We start from the raw sequence: 19,902 nt of genomic DNA, 5'->3' as shown, positions 1-19,902 counted from the left end.
AAACGCGTTTGTGCAGCGTGCTGCGGTGCGTCCGCTCGCGGACCTGGTCAGGGCACCCGGAAGGACACGTTCGAGTGCCCTCCGGGACACCGGCCTAGACTCGGGCACGTGCACGACCTCCCTCCTCTCGCCCGCTTCGGCGACCGCCTCGCCACCGGTCTCCTCGACGTCACGAGCGATGCCGCCGCTCTGGAGTCCGAGGGTTTCTGGGCCGTCTGCGCGGATTTCGAGGGCCGCACGACCTGCGCACGCTTCGCGGACGTACGGACCGAGCCGGTGCCCGCGCCCGCACCGGGGCGGTGGCACGGACCGGCCGTCGGTGACTGGACGTCCTCCCTCGACCGCGCCGCGTACACGGCGGCGGTGCGGCGCATCCGCGAGCACATAGCGGCCGGCGAGGTCTACCAGGCCAACCTCTGCCGGGTCCTCTCGGCGCCCCTCGCCCCCGACGCCGACGTGGACGCCCTCACCGCCCTGCTGGCCCGGGGCAACCCGGCGCCGTACGCCGGCACGATCCGGCTGCCCGGACACGGCGTCGAGATCGCCACCGCCTCGCCCGAGCTGTTCCTGCGCCGGGACGGCCGGACCGTGGAGTCCGGGCCGATCAAGGGGACCGGGCGGACCGAGGGCGACCTGCTGGAGAAGGACTACGCCGAGAACGTCATGATCGTGGACCTGGTCCGCAACGACGTCGGGCGGGTCTGCGCCACGGGCAGTGTGACCGTCCCCGACCTGTGCGCCGTCGAGAAGCACCCCGGCCTCGTCCACCTGGTGTCGACCGTACGCGGCGAACTGCGCGCGGACGCCGGCTGGCCGGAGCTGTTCGACGCGGCCTTCCCGCCCGGTTCCGTCACCGGCGCGCCCAAGTCGAGCGCCCTGCGGATCATCGACGCCCTGGAGACCGCGCCGCGCGGCCCGTACTGCGGGGGCGTCGGCTGGGTCGACGCGGACCGGGGCACCGGCGAGCTGGCCGTCGGCATCCGGACGTTCTGGACCGACCGGACCGAGGGGCTGCTGCGCTTCGGCACCGGGGCCGGCATCACTTGGGGGTCCGACCCGGACGGCGAATGGCGGGAGACCGAACTCAAGGCGTCCCGGCTGCTCGCGGTAGCGTCGGGGGTGTACGAGGTCACCGGAAGTGGAGAGGCGCTACCGACGTGAAGATCTGGCTCGACGGCGGGCTGCAGGACATCGAGTCCGCCCGCGTCTCCGTCCTCGACCACGGGCTGACCGTGGGCGACGGCATCTTCGAGACGGTGAAGGCGGTGGCCGGCCGGCCGTTCGCGCTCACCCGCCACCTGGACCGGCTGACCCGCTCGGCCCGCGGCCTGGGCCTGCCCGACCCCGACCTCGACGAGGTCCGCCGCGCCTGCGCCGCCGTCCTGGCGGACGACCCGGTGCCGCTGGGACGGCTCCGCATCACCTACACCGGCGGCCACGGCCCCCTCGGCTCCGACCGCGGCGACCACGGCCCGACCCTCGTCGTCGCCCTCGGGGAGACGAGCCGCCGCCCCGACTCCACGGCCGTCATCACGGTGCCCTGGACGCGCAACGAACGCGGCGCGCTGACCGGCCTGAAGACCACCTCCTACGCCGAGAACGTCGTCGCCCTGGCCCGCGCCCGGGAACGGGGCGCCTCGGAGGCGCTGTTCGCCAACACGGTCGGGCAACTCTGCGAGGGCACCGGCTCCAACGTCTTCGTCGTCCTCGACGGAGAGATCCACACCCCGCCGGTCGCCTCCGGCTGCCTCGCCGGGATCACCCGCGCCCTGGCCGCCGAGTGGACCGGCGCCCGCGAGACCGACCTCCCGCTGGACGTCCTGGACCGCGCCGACGAGGTCTTCCTGACCTCCACGCTGCGGGACGTGCAGGCCGTGCACCGGGTCGACGACCGCGACCTTCCCGGCGCCCCCGGACCGGTGACCGCCAAGGCCATGCGGGTCTTCGAGGAGCGCTCCGGGGACGACCTGGATCCCTGAGCGCGGATATTGGGCTGCCGTTCGGCGTCCTGGGTGGGTAGAACTGCCCTGATGACCACGACCCTGCGGCCGACCGAGCCGCTCCAGCGCGCCGCCGACGGGACGCGTTCCCGCCGCTACCAGGTGTGCGTGAACAGCCGCCCCGTCGGTGCCGTACACCTCGGCACCTCGCGCTCCCTCGGCGACTCGGTGGCCGTGATCCACCGGCTGCGCATCGACGAACCGGACCGCCGGCGGGGCCGGGGCACGGTGGCCGCGCTCGCCGCCGAGGAGATCGCGCGGGGCTGGGGCTGCCGGCAGATCGAGGTGGGCGTCGCCGCCGACGCGGAGGCCGGCGCCCGCCTCGCACAGGCGCTCGGGTACGTCCTGCGCAACCGCGGCATGACCAAGCAGCTCGGCGACACCCCGCCCGCCCTGCCCGAGGGCAGCCGCGCCCGGCCGATGACACCGGACGAGTTCGACGCCTGGCAGGCCTACGAGTCCGAGCAGTACGCCCGCACCTGGATGGAGCGGGGGGTGCCCGAGGCCGAAGCGCGCGCCAAGGCCCGCCGTGACCACGAGGTGCTCCTGCCGCAGGGTCTGGCCACGGAGAACACGCTGTTCAACGTGTTGGAGCACGAGGGGACCAGGGTCGGGATCCTCTGGCTGGCGCTGCACGAGGACCGGGCCTTCGTCTTCGACGTCGAGGCCGACGCGGCCCACCGGGGCCGGGGCCACGGGCGCACCCTGATGCTGCTGGCCGAGGGCCGGGCGATCGGCGCCGGCCGGCCCCTGATCGGCCTCAACGTCTTCGCGGGGAACACGGCGGCCGAGCGCCTCTACGAGTCGCTCGGCTACCGGACCACGCGGTCGCTGTTCTACAAGCCGTTGCTGTAAGCGGGGTGCCGGACCGTCGCGAAGCGGGGATGGGGCCCGGCGCGCGCTGCACGGGGCGGCGGTACGCGCGGCGCGAAGCGGGGGTCCGGCCTGGCGCGCGCCGCGCGCGACGGCGATACGCGCGGCGGGAGTGGGCCCGACGCGCGCCGCACGGGACAGCGGTTCGCGCCCGCCTCAGCCCTGCCGCTCGGCCAGCAGCCGGTCCGCGATCTCCTCGATCCGCTCGCGCAGCCCCTCCTGGCTCTTGCCGCCGTCGAGGCGCTCGCCGCCGATCACGTAGGTCGGCGTGCCGGTCACGCCGATCGCCTTGCCCTCGGCCTGGTCGGCGTCGACGATCAGGATGTGCCGGCCGTCGACGAGGGCGGTGTCGAACTCCTCCGCGTCCAGTCCGAGGTCGCCCGCCACCTCCACCAGCAGGGACTCGCCCTTGCGGTCCAGCTCCGCCACGCGGCCCAGCACGGCCTCGGCGTACTGCCACCCGCTGCCCTGGGCGACGGCCTCCTCGGCGGCCTGCGCGGCGGCGAAGGCGTGCTTGTGCTTCTCCAGCGGGAAGTGCCGCAGCCGCAGCTCCAGCCGGTCGCCGTAGCGGGCGCGAAGGGCGCGCAGGTCGTCCAGGGCGGCGTGGCAGTCCGGGCACTGGAGCTCGCACCAGACGTCGAGTACGGGCGCGGCGGGCCCGGCGGGGGAGGAGTCACTCATGCCCCCATCCTCCCAGTCCACGGGGCGGCGCCCCGACCGCGGTCCTCCTCCGGGCCCGGCACCTGGGGAGGAGCCGACCCCGAGATCTCCCTGATCTCGGGCCACGGCATGGCCTCACCGCGTGCGGGCGGTGCAGGATGGAAGGGACGAAGTACTCATGCCCGACCTGGCCCAGCTCTGGAGGACCGGATGATTGCCGAGACCGTCTGCTCCGCGGTGTCCGCGGCGGGCCTGGGCATCGCGGCGGTCACCGCGTACCGCAGGCGTTTCCTCACCGCCGTCCGTGTCGCCGCCTACGCGCTGGTTCCGATCGGCCTGGTGATGACCGGGGTCGTGGAGTGGCTGGCCGACACCGCCTTCAGCCCGGTGGCCTGGGCCGGATTCGGAGTCCTGGGCGTGGCCTGGGCCCTCTTCATGATCACGCGCACGGTCGAGCGCCGCCGCGGCGGCACCCGCAAGGAGCGCAAGCAGGCCCGGGCGGCGGCACAGCGCGACGCGGTGGCGCCGGACGCCTCCGCGCCCTCGCTGGGCGCCGGTGCGAGCCCGGCCGCCAAGCCCGCGCCCAAGCCGGCGAAAGCGTCCCGTGGTGAGGACGACTTCAGCGACATCGAGGCCATCCTCAAGAAGCACGGCATATGACCCCCGTCGTCCCGGGCTGAAACGACACAGCGGTCCGAGGCCGACAGTGCGTGCTCCGTAACGATCACGATCCGACCGGACATTGCGACATTCAACGAACACCCGGTCGTTACGGGCGTGTTGATCGCGAGGGCCCGCTCCGCTGCGTCATCATCGCCGCGAGATGCCGGACACCACTCAGCTGGATCCCCAGCTGGACACGAGACAGAGCGAAACCGCGCGGACACGGAGTGAACCACGCGGCTGCCTCTTCGCCCTTTCCCAGCCACCGCTCATGATCTTCCTTGCGGTGATCGGGTGTCTGCTGCTCATGGCTGCGTTGCACGATCTGCTGTTGCTGTGAGCCGTACCCGCGCTCCCCGGCGCCACCCGCCGGGGGTCGCGACACACCACCCGGGCGTCCACGCCCCCGCCCGTCCGTGCCGACGGCTCAGCCCGCGGCCTCCTTGCGCCGGGCCCGGTAGGCCGCCACGTGCAACCGGTTTCCGCACGTCCGGCTGTCGCAGTACCGCCGCGACCGGTTGCGGGAGAGATCGACGAAGGCGCGCCGGCAGTCGGGGGCCTCGCAGCGCCGCAGCCGCTCCTGCTCCCCGGCGACCACGAAGAAGGCCAGGGCCATCCCGCAGTCGGCGGCCAGGTGGTCCGCGACGGAGGCGCCGGGCGCGAAGTAGTGGATGTGCCAGTCGTAGCCGTCGTGGTCGGTGAGACGGGGTGTGGTGCCGGCGGCCGCGACGAGGTCGTTGATCAGTCCGGCGGCGGCACGGGCGTCGGGAGCCGCGAAGACCGCGGCGAACCTCCCGCGGATCTTGAGGACCGCCGAGAGGTCGAGTTCCGAGAGCACGCCGACGTCGCTGATCTCGTGCGTTCCCACGAATTCCTGCAGGGCGGCGACGTCCCGCAGCCCGTCCGGAGCCGTGTCGTCCTCCGGTACGGAGTTCACCAGATCGACCACGGTGTCGAGCGCGCACCGGGTGTCGTGGGTGATCAGCACACTTAGCTCCCTGGCCTGGGGTCGGGCGGGCGCCCGCCGATGCTGGCCGATGGTAGTGCCATCCGCGGCGGGCGGACCGGCCGCGATCGCGCCCCCGGCCACCGGTTGCCCCTACAACGCGGCCGGACCGGCCTTGGTTCCCCGGCGGGGACACGCGCCGGCGCCGCCCCCGCGGAGAACCGCGGCGACGACGCCGTGTGTGCCGTATGCGGTTGTCCCGGCCCGTGCCGTCACCCCGAGTCGACGGCGACGGGCGGCTTCACGCGGAGCCCCGCCCTAGCTTTCCGCCAGGATGTGCGAGAGCTCCTGATCGAGATCGAAGTGCCGGTGCTCCGTGCCGGGAGGCACGGCGGCGTCTGTGCGCTTCAGGAAGGACTCCAGGGCCCTCGCGGGGGCCTCGAGCAGCGCCTCGCCCTCCGGGGAGCTGAGGGCGATGCACACGACGCCCTGGCCGTGACTGCGGGACGGCCAGACACGGACGTCGCCGGTCCCGGTGGGACGGTGGAGACCTTCGGCGAGGAGGTCGCGGGCGAACACCCACTCGACGGTTTCCTCGGCTCCGGTGTGGAAGGTGGCGTGCACGGCGTAGGGGTCGGCCGTGTCGTACCGCAGGCCTGCGGGGACAGGCAGGGAGGACTCGCTCGACACAACGAGGCGCAGGTGCAGCTCGCAGCTGACCGTGGTGTTCATAAGCGCCAGGGCCTTTCGCTCAGTGTGCGCTCGGGGATTCGCACGTCGGCGAAATCGACATGCCACCTACGGTGCCGTTGTAAACCCCTCTGAGTGTTTTGCGTGTGTTTACGTAACTCTTCCGGCCGAGTGGTCGTTCGAGTCCTGCGCCCATTCCGGTGACAGGTTTCGCTCGGGTAGTGTTTGGCCGTATGAACACGGGGAGTAACAAGCCCGGCGAGGCGGCCGTGGCGGAAGACCGTACGGGGACGGACGGCGCCACGGGCGAGCGCGCGCTCGGCTCGCGGGCACCGGATTTCATCAAGGCGCGCCGCGCCCTGCACCTGAGCTGGCAGGTCGGCGTCTTCATCGTCGGCCTGGCCGTGGTGGTGGCCGGCATCATCATGCTGCCGCTGCCCGGACCGGGCTGGGTCGTGATCTTCGGCGGCATGGCGATCTGGGCGACCGAGTTCGTCTGGGCCCAGCTGGTGCTGCGCTGGACCAAGCGCAAGGTCACCGAGGCGGCGCAACGCGCCCTCGATCCCAAGGTGCGGCGCAGGAACATCATCCTGACCTCGATCGGGGTGGTGATCTTCGCCGTGCTCGCCGGGATCTACCTGTGGAAGTTCGGCCTCGAGATGCCCTGGAAGATCAAGGACCAGTGACCGCCGCGACGGGCGCGGCGTCCCGGTACCGGCTGGTCACGAGCGCCTCTGACATGGGGTAATGTTCTTCCTGCGTCCGGGCGATTAGCTCAGTGGGAGAGCGCTTCGTTCACACCGAAGAGGTCACTGGTTCGAACCCAGTATCGCCCACCGGATCATCAGGCGGCCCGGCTCACGATCGTGAGCCGGGCCGCTCTGTCATGCCCGCCACCTGGTGCGTCAGTGGCCGCCCCCCGGCCCGTCAGTGTCCGCCGCCCGGTGCGTACGTGTCCGCCCCCCCGGCGTGTCCGCGCCGGGCATGCCGGTCGCTCCCGGTGTCCGCCCGCGAACCGCGCGACCGTTCCGCTTCCGTGCGCCGTCATCCAACCGTGACCTTCCGCGCCCCGCGTGCCGACGGGCTCCCCGGTGTTCGGTCCGTCGGTCGCGCGGCGCCCACCTGGCCGTTCTCCGGTGCTGCTGCTGCCGCCGCCCCCGAAACGGTGCCTCCGGCTCCGCACGCCGGGCGCCCGTAAATTCCTGTCCGAATCGTTGACGCGCTTCCGGGCCCTCCGTACCTTGTGCCAGCAAGCGCTTACTTGAAACGATTCATGAAGCGAAGGCCGCGTCGCGGGGAGGCTCGTATGCAGCAGGACGGGATTGCGCGGAGGCAGGTCGGGAGGCGCACGGTCCTCAAGGCGGCGGGGGCTTCGCTGGCCGTCACGGGACTGGGCGCCACGGCCACCGCGTGCGGCGGCGGGAGCGGCTCGGGAGACGGTTCGGTGACGATCCGTTACTCCTGGTGGGGTGCCGAGGACCGGGCCGAGCGCATCAACAAGACCATCGCGCTCTTCGAGAAGAAGTACCCGAAGATCAAGGTCAAGACGGACTTTCAGCCGTACACCGACTTCTGGAAGAAGTTCAACACACAGGCTTCCGGGGGGAATCCGCCGGACGTCTTCCAGAATGCCATTGGATTTCTTCGCAAATACGACGCGAAGAATGTCCTGCTCGACCTCGGAGGGCAGGTCGAGGCCGGAAACCTCTCCATGGACGGATTCCGCGCGGGCCTGGAGAAGTTCGGCGAGATCGACGGCAAACTCCTGGGCGTGCCCGTCGGTTCGAACTCCATGGCCCTGGTCATCGACAAGCCGGTCTACACCCGGGCCGGCGTCAAGCCCGAACAGGGCTGGACGTGGGACGACTTCGACGAGGCGATGACGAGGGTCCGGGACCGCACGGGCCGCGCCGGTGACAGCGGCATGTACGGAGTCATGTACCTCTACGACCTGTACCTGCGGCAGAACGGCAAGGCCTTCTTCACCGAGGACGGACTCGGCTTCACGGAGGCCGACCTGACCACCTGGTGGACCAAGGCGGACAAGGGCGTGCGGTCCGGCCTCTTCGCCGACCCCAAGAAGGTCGCCCAGATCAAGCCCAAGTCGGCGCTCTCCGCCGAACTGGCCGGCAGCGAGTTCACCTGGGACAACTTCACCGTCCGCTACACGTCGGAGGGCAAGAGCGAGTACGGACTCGCGCCGATCCCGACCACGGACGGCAAGAAGACCGGCCAGTACCTCGGCTCGCTGATGCTCAGCGCCTACAAGCGCACCCAGCACCCCAAGGAGGTCGCCCAGTTCATCGACTTCATGGTCCACGACCCCGAGGTCGCCAAGATCATGGGCTATGACCGCGGTGTCCCCACGACCCAGGCCCAGTACGACGCCTACCGGCCGACCGACCCGGTGAACAAGGCGATCGCCGCCTACGAGGAGTCGCTGGTCGAGGCGGGCGTGCTGGAGCCGATCACCCCGCACCCGAACGGCGCGGACATCTGCGAGGCCGCCTTCCTGCGCATCGCCGAGGAGATGGCGCTCGGCTCGCGGTCCGTCGAGGACGCCGTCGAGCAGTTCTTCACCGAGTCGAAGACGGCCCTCGCCGGCTGAGGGGAAGCACCGTGACACACGCCCCCGCGATGGCGGGCCCGGCCCGGGACTCCCGGCCGCGGCCCGCCCCGGAGAAGCCCGCGCGCTCCGCCGCGCACAAGCGGCGGGGCCGCCGGGAGAACCTGGCCGGCTACCTCTTCATGTCCCCCTGGATCGCCGGATTCCTGCTGCTGACGGCGGGACCGATGGTCGCCTCGCTCTACTTCGCGTTCACCGACTACAACCTGTTCGACGCGCCCAGGTGGATCGGCCTGGACAACTTCTCCGAGATGTTCGGCGACCCCCGCTGGCGCCACTCGGTCCGGATCACCCTGTGGTACGTCGTCGTCGGCACGCCGATCAAGCTGCTCGCGGCGCTCGGCGTCGCGCTGCTGCTGGCGCAGAAGCGGCGCGGGCAGGCCTTCTACCGGGCCGCCTTCTACGCGCCCTCGCTGATCGGCGCGAGCGTGTCCATCGCCATCGTGTGGAAGGCGATCTTCTCGGACGACGCGGTCGTCGACCGTACCCAGCGGTTCTTCGGGATCGGCGCCGGAGGCTGGACCGGCGACCCGGAGCTGATCATCTACAGCCTGGTGGCGCTCACCGTCTGGCAGTTCGGCGCCCCCATGGTCATCTTCCTGGCCGGCCTCAAGCAGGTGCCGCGCGAGCTGTACGAGGCGGCCGACGTCGACGGGGCGGGCAAGCTGCGCCAGTTCTGGAACATCACCCTGCCGATGATTTCCCCGGTGCTCTTCTTCAACGTCCTGCTGGAGACGATCCACTCGTTCCAGATCTTCAGCTCGGCCTACATCGTCGGCGGCGGCGCCGGAGGCAACGCCTGCGGTCCCGCGGACGGCACGATGGTCTACACCTGTTACCTGTACGTCCAGGGCTTCGAGAACAGCCGCATGGGCCTGGCCTCCGCCATGGCGTGGATGCTGCTGGTCGCGGTCGCCCTGGTCACCGCGGTGCTGTTCTGGTCCCAGAAGCGCTGGGTGCACTACGAGGAGGGCGGCCGATGAGCGCGCAGGCCACGGACGTCACGCCGACCGCCGCCGCGAAGGGCGCCCTGCGGCGCAGGCTGCCGGGTTCGCTCGCCTGGCACCTGGGGTCGCTGGCGATCCTGGCGGTGATCCTCTACCCGGTGCTCTGGGTCGTCGGCGGCTCCTTCAAGGAGAGCGGCGACATCGTCGGCAGCCTGGACCTCTTCCCGGGCGACCCCATCGTCTCCAACTACACGAGCCTCGCCGACGGCATCGCGGACATCTCGATCTCCACCTTCTTCCTCAACTCGCTGTTCCTGGCCGTCGGTTCCGTGATCGGGATCGTGGTGTCCTGCTCGCTCACGGCGTACGCCTTCGCGAAGATCAGGTTCGCCGGGCGCAATCTGCTGTTCACGCTGATGATCGGCACGCTGCTGCTGCCGTACCACGTGCTGCTGATCCCGCAGTACGTGCTCTTCCGCAACCTGGACATGATCAACACGTACACCCCGCTGCTGCTGGGGAAGTACCTGGCCACCGAGGCGTTCTTCGTCTTCCTGATGGTCCAGTTCATGCGCAACCTGCCCAGGGAACTGGACGAGGCGGCCCGCCTCGACGGCTGCGGGCACTTCCGGATCTACTGGTCGATCGTGCTCCCGCTCTGCCGGCCGGCCCTGATCACCAGCGCGATCTTCACCTTCATCAACTCCTGGAACGACTTCATGGGCCCGCTGATCTACCTCAACGAGCCCGGCAAGTACACCGTCTCGCTCGGTCTGAAGATGTTCGTGGACCAGGAAGGGCTGGCGAACTACGGCGGCATGATCGCCATGTCCCTCGTCGCGCTGCTGCCCGTCCTCGCCTTCTTCCTGGCCTTCCAGCGCTATCTGATCGACGGCATGGCGACGTCCGGCCTGAAGGGCTGAGGTGAGCCGATCATGACCCAGGCGCGCGCGAAGGCCCGTACGGAGCGGGCGGGGGAGCGGGGCGAGTCGCGGTTCGCCGAGGGCTTCGCCCTGTTCGCCGAGTGCCTGCTCACCGGCGTGTGGATCGCGGTGGCCGCGCTGCCGCTGGTCAGCTACCCCGCCGCGTTCGCGGCCGGCACGCGGCATCTCCGGCGCAGACTCGCCCATGAACGCGGCGGCTTGCGGGAGTTCGCGGCCGACTTCCGGGCCGCGGTGCGCCGCGGGTGGCTCGTCGGGGTCGCCGGATGGGCCGCCCTGGCGGTGGTGTGGGTGGACGTTCGGGTGGTCCGGGACGGGCTGCCGGGCGGCGCCTTCGTGGGTGCCGTCGGGGTCCTGGCCCTCATCGGCGCGGCCGTCGCGGGACTGCGCGCGGCGGCGGCCTGGCACCCGGGTGCCTCCTGGCGGTCGCTGCTCGCCGGGGCCGCCCGGCGCACCGTGCTCGACCCCGCCGGTTCCTTCCTCCTCGTCGGCGGACTGGCCCTCGTGGTCTGCTCCGCCTGGTTCAGCGCACCGCTGGCGGTCGCCGTCCTGGGCGCGGTGGCGGCGGCTGCCGTCGCCGCGGAGGAGCGCCACCGGCGCCGCTGAGGGGCCCGTTCCGACTGCCGTGCCCCGCCCGCGGCTCGATCTGTCATGCCCCTGCCAGTCATGCCCTGTCACAGGAAAGGAAGGCCATGTCCCCCATCCCCCGCAGGTCCCTCCTCAAGGCGGCCGCCGTCGCCGGCGCCGCCGCCCAGTTCAGCTGGGCACTGGGCACGAAGAACGCGCAGGCCGCGGTGGCCGACGACAGCCCCGTCACCCTGACCTGGCTGGAGGACGGCGGCCTCGGCGCCGCACCCGGCTCCACCGTCGGCGTCCCCTGGCCCAGGGGCACCTTCCGGGCGGACCAGTCCTTCGCGGTCACCGACGCCGACGGCAAGGACGTACCCGTGCAGTCCTGGCCGCTCGCCCAGTGGCCGGACGGCTCCCTGAAGTGGACCGCGCACGCCGTCGGTTCGGGCAACGGCAAGCTCACCCTGGCCGCCGGTACGCCCGCCGCACCCACCCGGAAGATCACCGTCGACCGGCGCGGCGGCACCATCGACATATCGACCGGCGTCATCACCGCGAGGATCGGCACCTCGGGATCGACGCTCGTCAAGTCGGTCGTCCGGGGCTCCACCGAGATCGCCAGGAACGGCCGCCTGGTCGTGCTGCGCCGGCCCGAGATCGAGGACGACGAGCAGGGCACGGTCAGGTCCGAACGCTTCGACGGCGCGATCCACGAGGTGAAGGTGGAACAGGACGGCCCGGTCCGCGCCGTGGTCCGTGTCGACGGCGAGCACCGCAAGGGGCGCCGCGGCCTGCTGCCCTTCTCCGTCCGCCTCTACTTCTACGCGGGCGCCGACTCCTTCCGCATGGTGCACACCATCACGTTCGACGGGAAGCAGGAGCCCGGGAAGGCGAACGGGGACTTCGTCCGGGGCCTCGGCGTCCGCTTCACCGTCCCGATGCGCGACGAGTCCTACGACCGCCACATCCGCCTCGGCGGCGAGGGCACCGGCCTGCTGCGCGAGGCCGTCAAGGGCATCACCGGACTGCGCCGCGACCCCGGGGCGGCCGTGCAGGCGGCGCAGTTCGCCGGCGAGAAGCTGCCCGACCCCGCCACCTGGGACCAGCGCGTCACCACCCGGCTCCAGTACATCCCCGAGTGGGGCGACCACACCCTCGCCCAGCTCTCCGCCGACGGCTTCACCGTCCGCAAGCGCACCAAGAAGGGCCACGGCTGGATCGGCGCCGGCGGCGGACGGCGCGCCTCCGGCTTCGGCTACGTCGGCGGCGCGAGCGGCGGCCTCTCCTTCGGCCTGCGCGACTTCTGGGAGAAGTTCCCCGCCCAGCTCGACATCCGCGACGCCGCGACCGACGCGGCCGAGGTCACCCTCTGGCTCTGGTCACCCGAGGCCCAGCCCATGGACCTGCGCTTCTACCACGACGGCATGGGCCAGGACAGCTACGCCGAACAGCTCGAAGGCCTCAACATCACCTACGAGGACTACGAACCCGGCTTCGGCACCCCGTACGGCATCGCCCGCACCAGCGAGCTGATGTTCTGGGCCAACGCCGCCACCCCGAGCGCGGAGACGCTCGCCGAACAGGTCCGGACCGTGCGGACACCGCCGCAGCTCGCCGCCCCGCCCGCACAGCTGATCAGGTCCAGGGTCTTCGGCCCCGGCCTCTACGCCGAACCCGACCGTTCCACACCCGCCAAGGCCAGGATCGAGGACCACCTCGACTTCCTCTTCACCTACTACAAGGACCAGGTGGAACAGCGCCGCTGGTACGGCTTCTGGGACCACGGCGACGTCATGCACTCCTACGACACCGCCCGCCACCAGTGGCGCTACGACGTGGGCGGCTACGCCTGGGACAACTCCGAACTCTCCCCGGACCTGTGGCTCTGGTACGCCTACCTGCGCTCCGGCCGGGCCGACATCTTCCGCTTCGCCGAGGCCATGACCCGGCACACCGGCGAGGTCGACGTCTACCACCTGGGCGAATGGGCCGGCCTCGGCACCCGGCACGGCGTCCAGCACTACGCCGACAGCGCCAAGCAGCAGCGCATCGCCAACACCACCTACCGCCGCTTCTACTACTTCCTCACCGCCGACGAACGCGTCGGCGACCTCATGCACGCCAACGTCGACTCCGACGAGACCTTCCTCGCCCTCGACCCGCTGCGAAAGATCCGCACCGAGCCGTACACACCCGACCGGCACGCCCTGTCGATCGGCTTCGGCACCGACTGGAGCGGCCTGGTGTCGGCCTGGCTGACCGAGTGGGAACGCAGGGGCCCCAAGTGGGAGAAGGCCCGGGACCGCGTCCTGTCCACCATGGAGACCATCGCCGCCCAGCCCAACGGCTTCGTCCAGGGCAGCGGCCTGTACGACCTGGACACCGGGAGGTTCGCCGTCGCCGACACGCCGAAGGTCGAGGTCTCCCACCTGTCGGCCGTCTTCGGCCTGGGCGAACTGTGCGCCGAGCTGATCGACCTCGTCGACATGCCCGAGTTCCATGAGGCTTACTACGACTACTGCCGCTACTTCAACGCCTCCAAGGCCGAACAAGCGGCCCGGTACGGCAAGGACTTCGGCAGCCTCATCCTCTTCCAGGGCCACTCCCGCCTCGACGCCTACGCCGCCGTGCGGACCGGCGACGAGAAGCTCGCCACGCGCGCGTGGGCCAAGTTCTACGACTCCGACGGCTACAAGGAGTCGGCGCCCTGGACGACGGAGAAGCTGACCGGCCCCGTCACCCTGGTGCCGGGCACCGAGGCGAGCTGGGTGTCCACCAACGACACCGCCCTCTACGGGCTCGCCGCCATCGAGAACCTGGCGCTCCTCGGGGACAGGATGCCCTAGACGGCACGTGACCAAGGCGGGTACGGGCAGACTCCACAGGTGGACTGGAACCAGTACCGATTCCGCAGCCTGTGGGCCCTGCCCGCGCCCGCCCCGGACGTCTACCGCGCGCTGGAACGGATCGAGGACTACCCCCGCTGGTGGCCGCAGGTGCGCGAGGTCACCCGGCTCGACGACACCAGCGGACTCCTCCGCTTCCGCTCCCTGCTCCCGTACGACCTCACCGCGACCCTGTACGAGGGGCGCCGCGACCCGGCGGCCGGGGTCCTGGAGGTCGCGATGCGCGGCGACATGGAGGGGTGGGCGCGCTGGACGGTCACCCCGCGCGGATCCGGCACCCTCGCCCGCTACGACCAGGAGGTCGAAGTACGCAAGCCGCTGCTGCGCCGGCTCGCCGTGCCGGGGCGGCCGCTGTTCCGGGCCAACCACCGGCTGATGATGCGGGCGGGACGGCGCGGGCTCGCCGCGTACCTGGAAGGCGATCGGCAAGCGGTTTGATGGAAGCGCGCCGGGCCCTGTATTGTTCGGTGCGTTCCCGGGCGATTAGCTCAGTGGGAGAGCGCTTCGTTCACACCGAAGAGGTCACTGGTTCGAACCCAGTATCGCCCACCCGGGAAGAGCCGGTCCGTCAGACGACGGACCGGCTTCTTCGTATGCCCACGCGTGCGCGTCCGGGCTCACGCCGCCGCGGGCAGGTCCGGCCGCAGTGGCCAGGCCGGGTCCACCGGCTCCTCGGTGCCGTTGAGCGCGAACCACGCCTGCAGTCCCCGCGCCTGCCCCGCGTGCCACACCGCCTGGAGCGTGTGCAGCTCGGCGGGGGACAGGCGCTCCAGCCGGCCCGGGAAGCGCCGCCCCACCGCCCGGACCACCTCCAGCGAGGCCAGCGCGTCGGCCGCCGCGTCGTGCGCCTCCGCCAGCTCGACGCCGTAGTGCGCGCACAGGTCGGTGAGGGTGCGGCGGCCCTTGCGGTACCGGTCCAGGTGCTTGTCGAGCACCCTCGGGTCCAGCACGTGCAGTGACGTCCGCTCCAGCCAGCGGCCCAGGGACGAGGCGCGGTGGCGGCGCAACTCGCGGTCCAGCAGCGTGAGATCGAACGGCGCGTTCATCACCACCAGCGGACGCCCGGCGCGGGCCTGCTCGGCCAGCGCCTCCGCCATCTCGTACATCACCGGCGCCGGCCAGCGGCCGTGGCGCTGCAGATGCTCGTCGGTCAGCCCGTGCACCGCCGTCGCCGACTCCGGCACCGGCACGCCCGGGTTCACCAGCCACCGGGTGACGCGCGGCCGGAGCCCGGGCGCGTCCTGGACGACGAGCGCCGCCGACACTATCCGGTCGGTCTCGACGTCCACACCCGTCGTCTCCGTGTCGAAGGCGGCCAGCGGCCCCTCGAACCAGCTCGCCATAGGGCACTCAACTCCTCGTCCACACACACCGGCTGACGCGCCGTCCTCTGTCCCGGTTCGGTGATACCCGGGCTGTTTGCGACGTACGCCGGAAGGACACAACAGGATTACGGGTCCTCGCAGTTCAGCGACCCGCGACACGGACACGCCAGTTCTGGAAGGCTGTTGGTCATGGCCATCGCGCAGCCCGAACGGGGCGGGCTGCTGCCGGAGCGCACCGCGCCCACCCGCGGCTCCCTCGCCACCACCGCCTGCATGGAGACCCTGCAGGTCGGCTACCTCCACGCGGTCGCCGCCGCCGCGGGCTGCTCGCTCTCCCAGCCCTTCCCGGACAACGGCATCGACTGGCACGTCAGCCACAGCGCCCCCGGGCACACGGTCGACGACGAGGTCACCATCAAGGTGCAGCTCAAGGCGACGTACCAGATCCCGCCGCAGCCGCCCGGCCGCTTCTTCTCCTTCACGCTCGACAACGACCACCTGGCGAAGCTCGCCCGCACCCCGGTCTCCGTGCACAAGATCCTGGTCGTGATGATCGTCCCCCGGTCCAGGGACCAGTGGCTGCGCGCCGGCCACGACCGGCTCGACCTCAGGCACTGCTGCTACTGGACCAACCTCGCCGGACACCCGGTCACCGGCCGGCGGCGCACCACCGTGCGGATACCGACCGCGCGGGTCTTCGACGACCGGGCGCTGTGCGAGATCATGACGCGGGTCGGTACGGGAGGGAAACCATGACGCACCGCCCGACCGGCGAACCCCTGCGCGCCGTACGGCCGCACCCCGCCGGCGACGACACCGCCTGGGACGACGGCCGCCCGCCCGAGTCCGCCACCGTGGACCCGGCCGTCCTGACCGCGCTGCTCCACCGGCACGGCTGGCAGCGGCGCGGCGGCGCCCCCGGCCGCTACGGCCGCTGGACACCACCCGGCCCGGCGGCCGGCGCCACCAGCCTGCTGGTGCCCGTCAGCCGCGCCTTCCCCGACAGCGAGGACCTGCTGGGCGAGGCGCTGCTCGCCCTGTCCCGCAGCGGCACCCCCGCCGCCCGCGAGATCCTCGTCTCACTCTCCGTCCCCAGCGACGAGATCCGCTGGGCACGCGACGTGCCGACCGGCCCCGGCGACACCGCCTCCTGGACCGCCGAGGAACAGCTGCGCGCCGCCGCCCGCCGGATGCTGCTCGCCGGAGCGCTCGCCACACGCGCGCGTGCGGGCTACTTCGGCGCCCGGCACCGGCGCACCGCCGCCACCGCCCTGGAGAACGTCCTGGTCGGCACGGCCCCTGGCGGTCGCCGACTGACGGCGTTCGTGCCGGTCACCACCGGCCGCCCGCTCGCCGTACGCCTCCACCAGGCCCTGTACGCCGCGCGTGAGGCCGTCGACTACCGGCGGGCCACCGGCGGCATGGAAGCCTTCGACGCCGCAGTCGGGGCCGGCGTCAGCCACGAGCTGACCGAGGCGCTGGTCGCCCTGGTCCGGGGCACCCAGGGAGCCAGGGTCGCCGTCGACTGGGCGCCCGCCGCGGGCGTCCCCGAGGGCTGCGGCGCCCTCGCCGAACCTGTGGAGTTCTCGCCCGGCGACCTGCCCGCGCTGCGCGAGGCCGCCGCCCGCTATCTGCGCGCGGAGCCCTCCGTGCCGGTGCGGATCACCGGCACCGTCGTCCGCATGCGCCGTTCCGGACCGCGCGGCACGGGCACCGTACGGCTGCGGGTGCTGGCCGGTGCCGAGGTGCCGCACGTGCGGATCACCCTGGACGAGGAGGCCTACCGGATCGCGGGCCACGCCCACCTCGTCGGGCTGCCGGTGCGGGTGCTCGGCCGGCTGGAGAGCCGGGGCGGCTTCCGCCGGCTCACCGGGGCCTGCGAGATCGCCCCGGTGCAGGTCGACGACGCGGAGCGGGACCGGCTGCTCAAGGCGGTCCAGGAGCACGTGGAGGTGGCGGCCTTCTTCGAGGAGACCTGCGGCGGCGAGGGCGAGGACGCGGGCTGAGGGCGGCCGCCGGGAATGATTTCGCGGTGCACGGGTCCGGGTCGGTACGATCGCCCTCATGCGTGCGCTCCGGTATGGCGCCGCGGCCCCACCTTCAGTCAGGAGAGACCGGTGTCAGACGTCCGTGTGATCATCCAACGCGATTCCGAGCGGGAAGAACGCGTGGTGACGACGGGCACTACGGCCGCCGAGCTCTTCGCCGGCCAGCGCTCGATCGTCGCGGCGCGGGTGGCCGGTGAGCTCAAGGACCTCGCCTACGAGGTCGGCGACGGCGAGACCGTCGAGGGCGTCGAGATCTCCTCCGAGGACGGCCTGAACATCCTGCGCCACTCCACCGCGCACGTCATGGCGCAGGCCGTGCAGGAGCTGTTCCCCGAGGCCAAGCTGGGCATCGGCCCGCCGGTCAAGGACGGCTTCTACTACGACTTCGACGTCGAGAAGCCCTTCCACCCCGATGACCTCAAGGCCATCGAGAAGAAGATGCAGGAGATCCAGAAGCGGGGGCAGCGGTTCTCGCGCCGCGTGGTGAGCGACGACGAGGCCCGCGAGGAGCTCGCCGACGAGCCGTACAAGCTGGAGCTGATCGGCCTCAAGGGCTCCGCCTCGCACGACGACGGCGCGGACGTCGAGGTCGGCGCGGGCGAGCTGACGATCTACGACAACCTGGATGCCAAGACCGGCGAGCTGTGCTGGAAGGACCTCTGCCGAGGCCCCCACCTGCCCACCACCCGCAACATCCCGGCGTTCAAGCTGATGCGCAACGCGGGCGCCTACTGGCGCGGCAGCGAGAAGAACCCGATGCTCCAGCGCATCTACGGCACCGCTTGGCCGACCAAGGACGAGCTGAAGGCGCACCTGGAGTTCCTCGCCGAGGCCGAGAAGCGCGACCACCGCAAGCTGGGCCACGAGCTGGACCTGTTCTCGATCCCGGAGCAGATCGGCTCCGGCCTCGCCGTCTTCCACCCCAAGGGCGGCATCATCCGCCGGGTCATGGAGGACTACTCGCGGCGCCGCCACGAGGAGGAGGGCTACGAGTTCGTCTACACCCCGCACGCGACCAAGGGGAAGCTCTTCGAGACCTCGGGCCACCTGGACTGGTACGCCGACGGCATGTACCCGCCCATGCAGCTCGACGAGGGCGTGGACTACTACCTCAAGCCCATGAACTGCCCGATGCACAACCTGATCTTCGACGCGCGCGGGCGCTCCTACCGTGAACTGCCGCTGCGCCTGTTCGAGTTCGGCACCGTGTACCGGTACGAGAAGTCGGGCGTCGTGCACGGCCTGACCCGGGCCCGCGGCTTCACCCAGGACGACGCGCACATCTACTGCACACGTGAGCAGATGTCCGACGAGCTGGACTCGACGCTCACCTTCGTGCTGAACCTGCTGCGCGACTACGGCCTGACCGACTTCTACCTGGAGCTGTCCACCAAGGACCCGGAGAAGTTCGTCGGCTCCGACGAGGCGTGGGAGGAGGCCACCGAGACGCTCCGGCAGGTCGCCGAGAAGCAGGGTCTGCCCCTGGTCCCGGACCCGGGCGGCGCCGCCTTCTACGGCCCGAAGATCTCCGTCCAGACCAAGGACGCCATCGGCCGCACCTGGCAGATGTCGACCATCCAGCTCGACTTCAACCTGCCGGAGCGCTTCGACCTGGAGTACACGGCGGCGGACGGCACCAAGACCCGCCCGGTCATGATCCACCGCGCGCTGTTCGGGTCGATCGAGCGGTTCTTCGCGGTGCTCCTGGAGCACTACGCGGGCGCCTTCCCGGCCTGGCTCGCCCCGGTCCAGGCGGTCGGCATCCCGATCGGCGACGCGCACGTCGAGCACCTGGAGAAGTTCGCCGCGGCGGCCCGCAGGCAGGGCCTGCGCGTCGAGGTCGACACCTCCTCCGACCGGATGCAGAAGAAGATCCGCAACGCCCAGAAGCAGAAGGTGCCCTTCATGGTCATCGCGGGCGACGAGGACATGGCCAACGACGCGGTCTCCTTCCGCTACCGCGACGGCTCCCAGGAGAACGGCATCCCCGTCGACGAGGCCATCGCGAAGATCGCGAAGGTGGTCGAGGAGCGGGTGCAGGTCTGATCACGGGCTTGCAGGGCCCCCGGGATCTCCCGGGGGCCTTTCCCTGTCGCCGTACACGACGCCATATGCTGCACGCATGACGAGTGAGCCGGAGCAGCAGTTGGGAGTGGGGACGCAGGACGCGTTCCAGCGCCTGTGGACGCCCCACCGGATGGCCTACATCCAGGGCGAGAACAAGCCGAGCGGCCCGGGCGCCGACGACGGCTGCCCCTTCTGCTCGATCCCGGCCAAATCCGACGAGGACGGGCTGGTCGTCCGCCGCGGTGAGCACGTGTACGCGGTGCTCAACCTGTACCCGTACAACGGCGGCCACCTGATGACCGTGCCGTACCGCCACGTCGCCGACTACACCGACCTGACCGACGTGGAGACCGCGGAACTCGCCGCGCTGACCAAGCAGGCGATGACGGCGCTGCGCACCGCGTCCGGCGCCCACGGCTTCAACATCGGCATGAACCAGGGCACGGTGGCCGGCGCGGGCATCGCCGCCCACCTCCACCAGCACATCGTCCCCCGCTGGGGCGGCGACACGAACTTCATGCCGGTGGTCGGCCACACGAAGGTGCTGCCGCAGCTGCTGGGGGACACCCGCAAGATGCTGGCGGATGCGTGGCCAATCAGCCCGTCCGGCGTTTGAGGACGAGGCCGTTCAGGCCGAAGC

Annotated in this window: 20 protein-coding genes and 2 tRNA genes; 18 read left to right on the top strand and 4 right to left on the bottom strand. The window is 71.3% G+C overall.

Annotation, left to right across the window (positions count from 1 at the left end; all coding sequences use genetic code 11):
• Positions 1-108: 108 nt before the first annotated feature.
• Genes ACFC1X_RS32170 through ACFC1X_RS32160 form a run of 3 tightly spaced genes read left to right on the top strand, consistent with a single transcriptional unit; the run spans position 109 to position 2,855 of the window.
• Positions 109-1,161, top strand: coding sequence for a chorismate-binding protein (locus ACFC1X_RS32170; RefSeq protein ID WP_376360512.1), 1,053 nt, complete (start codon positions 109-111; stop codon positions 1,159-1,161).
• Complete coding sequence (locus ACFC1X_RS32165) at positions 1,158-1,979, top strand: aminotransferase class IV (protein ID WP_376360509.1); 822 nt, start codon at positions 1,158-1,160, stop codon at positions 1,977-1,979. Before ACFC1X_RS32170 ends, ACFC1X_RS32165 begins: the two co-directional genes overlap by 4 nt.
• Before the next feature lie 51 nt (positions 1,980-2,030).
• Positions 2,031-2,855: a GNAT family N-acetyltransferase gene (locus ACFC1X_RS32160; RefSeq protein WP_376360506.1), complete on the top strand. Its 825-nt coding sequence runs from the start codon at positions 2,031-2,033 to the stop codon at positions 2,853-2,855.
• A gap of 174 nt (positions 2,856-3,029) precedes the next feature.
• Here ACFC1X_RS32160 and ACFC1X_RS32155 read toward each other — a convergent pair whose 3' ends face one another.
• Positions 3,030-3,554: a DsbA family protein gene (locus ACFC1X_RS32155; RefSeq protein ID WP_376360503.1), complete on the bottom strand. Its 525-nt coding sequence runs from the start codon at positions 3,552-3,554 to the stop codon at positions 3,030-3,032.
• 189 nt (positions 3,555-3,743) lie between these two features.
• On the opposite strand from ACFC1X_RS32155, the gene ACFC1X_RS32150 reads away from it, so the two are divergent.
• Both ACFC1X_RS32150 and ACFC1X_RS32145 read left to right on the top strand, forming a co-directional pair.
• Positions 3,744-4,193 carry a hypothetical protein gene (locus tag ACFC1X_RS32150; protein ID WP_376360500.1) on the top strand — a complete coding sequence of 150 codons (450 nt, stop codon included), beginning with the start codon at positions 3,744-3,746 and terminating at the stop codon, positions 4,191-4,193.
• A gap of 163 nt (positions 4,194-4,356) precedes the next feature.
• On the top strand, positions 4,357-4,536 hold the full coding sequence (locus ACFC1X_RS32145; RefSeq protein ID WP_122617228.1) for a hypothetical protein: 180 nt from the start codon (positions 4,357-4,359) through the stop codon (positions 4,534-4,536).
• Between the two features lie 87 nt (positions 4,537-4,623).
• Here the strand turns inward: ACFC1X_RS32145 and ACFC1X_RS32140 are convergent, their stop codons facing one another.
• Together ACFC1X_RS32140 and ACFC1X_RS32135 are read right to left on the bottom strand one after the other, a co-directional pair.
• On the bottom strand, positions 4,624-5,184 hold the full coding sequence (locus ACFC1X_RS32140) for a CGNR zinc finger domain-containing protein (RefSeq protein ID WP_376360498.1): 561 nt from the start codon (positions 5,182-5,184) through the stop codon (positions 4,624-4,626).
• Between the two features lie 276 nt (positions 5,185-5,460).
• Positions 5,461-5,874 carry an SsgA family sporulation/cell division regulator gene (locus ACFC1X_RS32135; RefSeq protein ID WP_004002642.1) on the bottom strand — a complete coding sequence of 138 codons (414 nt, stop codon included), beginning with the start codon at positions 5,872-5,874 and terminating at the stop codon, positions 5,461-5,463.
• Positions 5,875-6,065: 191 nt separating this feature from the next.
• On the opposite strand from ACFC1X_RS32135, the gene ACFC1X_RS32130 reads away from it, so the two are divergent.
• From ACFC1X_RS32130 to ACFC1X_RS32090, 9 genes are all read left to right on the top strand, one after another.
• Entirely contained in the window at positions 6,066-6,518 is a 453-nt protein-coding gene (locus ACFC1X_RS32130; protein WP_376360495.1) for a TIGR02611 family protein, read from the top strand.
• Between the two features lie 78 nt (positions 6,519-6,596).
• A tRNA-Val gene (locus ACFC1X_RS32125) sits at positions 6,597-6,668 on the top strand.
• Between the two features lie 470 nt (positions 6,669-7,138).
• Complete coding sequence (locus ACFC1X_RS32120) at positions 7,139-8,440, top strand: ABC transporter substrate-binding protein (RefSeq protein WP_376360493.1); 1,302 nt, start codon at positions 7,139-7,141, stop codon at positions 8,438-8,440.
• 29 nt (positions 8,441-8,469) lie between these two features.
• Complete coding sequence (locus ACFC1X_RS32115; RefSeq protein WP_376360678.1) at positions 8,470-9,441, top strand: carbohydrate ABC transporter permease; 972 nt, start codon at positions 8,470-8,472, stop codon at positions 9,439-9,441.
• Positions 9,438-10,328 (top strand): carbohydrate ABC transporter permease, encoded by an 891-nt coding sequence (locus tag ACFC1X_RS32110; RefSeq protein WP_125490907.1) that lies wholly within the window; start codon positions 9,438-9,440, stop codon positions 10,326-10,328. Before ACFC1X_RS32115 ends, ACFC1X_RS32110 begins: the two co-directional genes overlap by 4 nt.
• 12 nt (positions 10,329-10,340) lie before the next feature.
• Positions 10,341-10,952 (top strand): hypothetical protein, encoded by a 612-nt coding sequence (locus tag ACFC1X_RS32105; protein WP_376360488.1) that lies wholly within the window; start codon positions 10,341-10,343, stop codon positions 10,950-10,952.
• Positions 10,953-11,038: 86 nt separating this feature from the next.
• Positions 11,039-13,762, top strand: coding sequence for a Tat pathway signal sequence domain protein (locus tag ACFC1X_RS32100; protein WP_376360485.1), 2,724 nt, complete (start codon positions 11,039-11,041; stop codon positions 13,760-13,762).
• A gap of 39 nt (positions 13,763-13,801) precedes the next feature.
• Entirely contained in the window at positions 13,802-14,260 is a 459-nt protein-coding gene (locus ACFC1X_RS32095; RefSeq protein ID WP_376360482.1) for an SRPBCC family protein, read from the top strand.
• A 39-nt stretch (positions 14,261-14,299) separates the two neighbouring features.
• Positions 14,300-14,371, top strand: a tRNA-Val gene (locus tag ACFC1X_RS32090).
• A gap of 68 nt (positions 14,372-14,439) precedes the next feature.
• Here the strand turns inward: ACFC1X_RS32090 and ACFC1X_RS32085 are convergent.
• A complete protein-coding gene (locus ACFC1X_RS32085; protein WP_376360479.1) occupies positions 14,440-15,165 on the bottom strand; it encodes a 3'-5' exonuclease in 726 nt (241 codons plus the stop codon).
• 171 nt (positions 15,166-15,336) lie between these two features.
• On the opposite strand from ACFC1X_RS32085, the gene ACFC1X_RS32080 reads away from it, so the two are divergent.
• The 4 genes from ACFC1X_RS32080 (at position 15,337) to ACFC1X_RS32065 (ending at position 19,878) form a co-directional block, all read left to right on the top strand.
• The gene (locus ACFC1X_RS32080) at positions 15,337-15,903 is read left to right on the top strand and encodes a DUF4365 domain-containing protein (protein ID WP_234958314.1); all 567 of its coding nucleotides are present in this window, start codon (positions 15,337-15,339) and stop codon (positions 15,901-15,903) included.
• Positions 15,900-17,153: a hypothetical protein gene (locus tag ACFC1X_RS32075; protein ID WP_376360476.1), complete on the top strand. Its 1,254-nt coding sequence runs from the start codon at positions 15,900-15,902 to the stop codon at positions 17,151-17,153. The genes ACFC1X_RS32080 and ACFC1X_RS32075 overlap by 4 nt, the downstream gene beginning before the upstream one ends.
• A gap of 111 nt (positions 17,154-17,264) precedes the next feature.
• Positions 17,265-19,241, top strand: coding sequence for a threonine--tRNA ligase (thrS, locus tag ACFC1X_RS32070; RefSeq protein WP_376360473.1), 1,977 nt, complete (start codon positions 17,265-17,267; stop codon positions 19,239-19,241).
• Positions 19,242-19,317: 76 nt separating this feature from the next.
• On the top strand, positions 19,318-19,878 hold the full coding sequence (locus ACFC1X_RS32065; RefSeq protein WP_376360471.1) for an HIT domain-containing protein: 561 nt from the start codon (positions 19,318-19,320) through the stop codon (positions 19,876-19,878).
• The last annotated feature ends 24 nt before the right edge of the window (positions 19,879-19,902 follow it).

This window comes from Streptomyces sp. NPDC056128 (genome assembly GCF_042263835.1).
Classification (GTDB): domain Bacteria; phylum Actinomycetota; class Actinomycetes; order Streptomycetales; family Streptomycetaceae; genus Streptomyces.
Note: the sequence above shows the minus strand (reverse complement) of the source record. Positions and strands in the feature narration are given on the sequence as shown.

What these genes read in the sequence shown, in the direction of transcription:
- ACFC1X_RS32160 (WP_376360506.1), top strand. Translation starts at nt 2,031, where the DNA reads ATGACCACGACCCTGCGGCCGACCGAGCCGCTCCAGCGCGCCGCCGAC.
- ACFC1X_RS32155 (WP_376360503.1), bottom strand. Translation starts at nt 3,554, where the DNA reads ATGAGTGACTCCTCCCCCGCCGGGCCCGCCGCGCCCGTACTCGACGTC.
- ACFC1X_RS32150 (WP_376360500.1), top strand. Translation starts at nt 3,744, where the DNA reads ATGATTGCCGAGACCGTCTGCTCCGCGGTGTCCGCGGCGGGCCTGGGC.
- ACFC1X_RS32145 (WP_122617228.1), top strand. Translation starts at nt 4,357, where the DNA reads ATGCCGGACACCACTCAGCTGGATCCCCAGCTGGACACGAGACAGAGC.
- ACFC1X_RS32135 (WP_004002642.1), bottom strand. Translation starts at nt 5,874, where the DNA reads ATGAACACCACGGTCAGCTGCGAGCTGCACCTGCGCCTCGTTGTGTCG.
- ACFC1X_RS32130 (WP_376360495.1), top strand. Translation starts at nt 6,066, where the DNA reads ATGAACACGGGGAGTAACAAGCCCGGCGAGGCGGCCGTGGCGGAAGAC.
- ACFC1X_RS32120 (WP_376360493.1), top strand. Translation starts at nt 7,139, where the DNA reads ATGCAGCAGGACGGGATTGCGCGGAGGCAGGTCGGGAGGCGCACGGTC.
- ACFC1X_RS32115 (WP_376360678.1), top strand. Translation starts at nt 8,470, where the DNA reads ATGGCGGGCCCGGCCCGGGACTCCCGGCCGCGGCCCGCCCCGGAGAAG.
- ACFC1X_RS32110 (WP_125490907.1), top strand. Translation starts at nt 9,438, where the DNA reads ATGAGCGCGCAGGCCACGGACGTCACGCCGACCGCCGCCGCGAAGGGC.
- ACFC1X_RS32105 (WP_376360488.1), top strand. Translation starts at nt 10,341, where the DNA reads ATGACCCAGGCGCGCGCGAAGGCCCGTACGGAGCGGGCGGGGGAGCGG.
- ACFC1X_RS32100 (WP_376360485.1), top strand. Translation starts at nt 11,039, where the DNA reads ATGTCCCCCATCCCCCGCAGGTCCCTCCTCAAGGCGGCCGCCGTCGCC.
- ACFC1X_RS32085 (WP_376360479.1), bottom strand. Translation starts at nt 15,165, where the DNA reads ATGGCGAGCTGGTTCGAGGGGCCGCTGGCCGCCTTCGACACGGAGACG.
- ACFC1X_RS32080 (WP_234958314.1), top strand. Translation starts at nt 15,337, where the DNA reads ATGGCCATCGCGCAGCCCGAACGGGGCGGGCTGCTGCCGGAGCGCACC.
- ACFC1X_RS32075 (WP_376360476.1), top strand. Translation starts at nt 15,900, where the DNA reads ATGACGCACCGCCCGACCGGCGAACCCCTGCGCGCCGTACGGCCGCAC.
- ACFC1X_RS32065 (WP_376360471.1), top strand. Translation starts at nt 19,318, where the DNA reads ATGACGAGTGAGCCGGAGCAGCAGTTGGGAGTGGGGACGCAGGACGCG.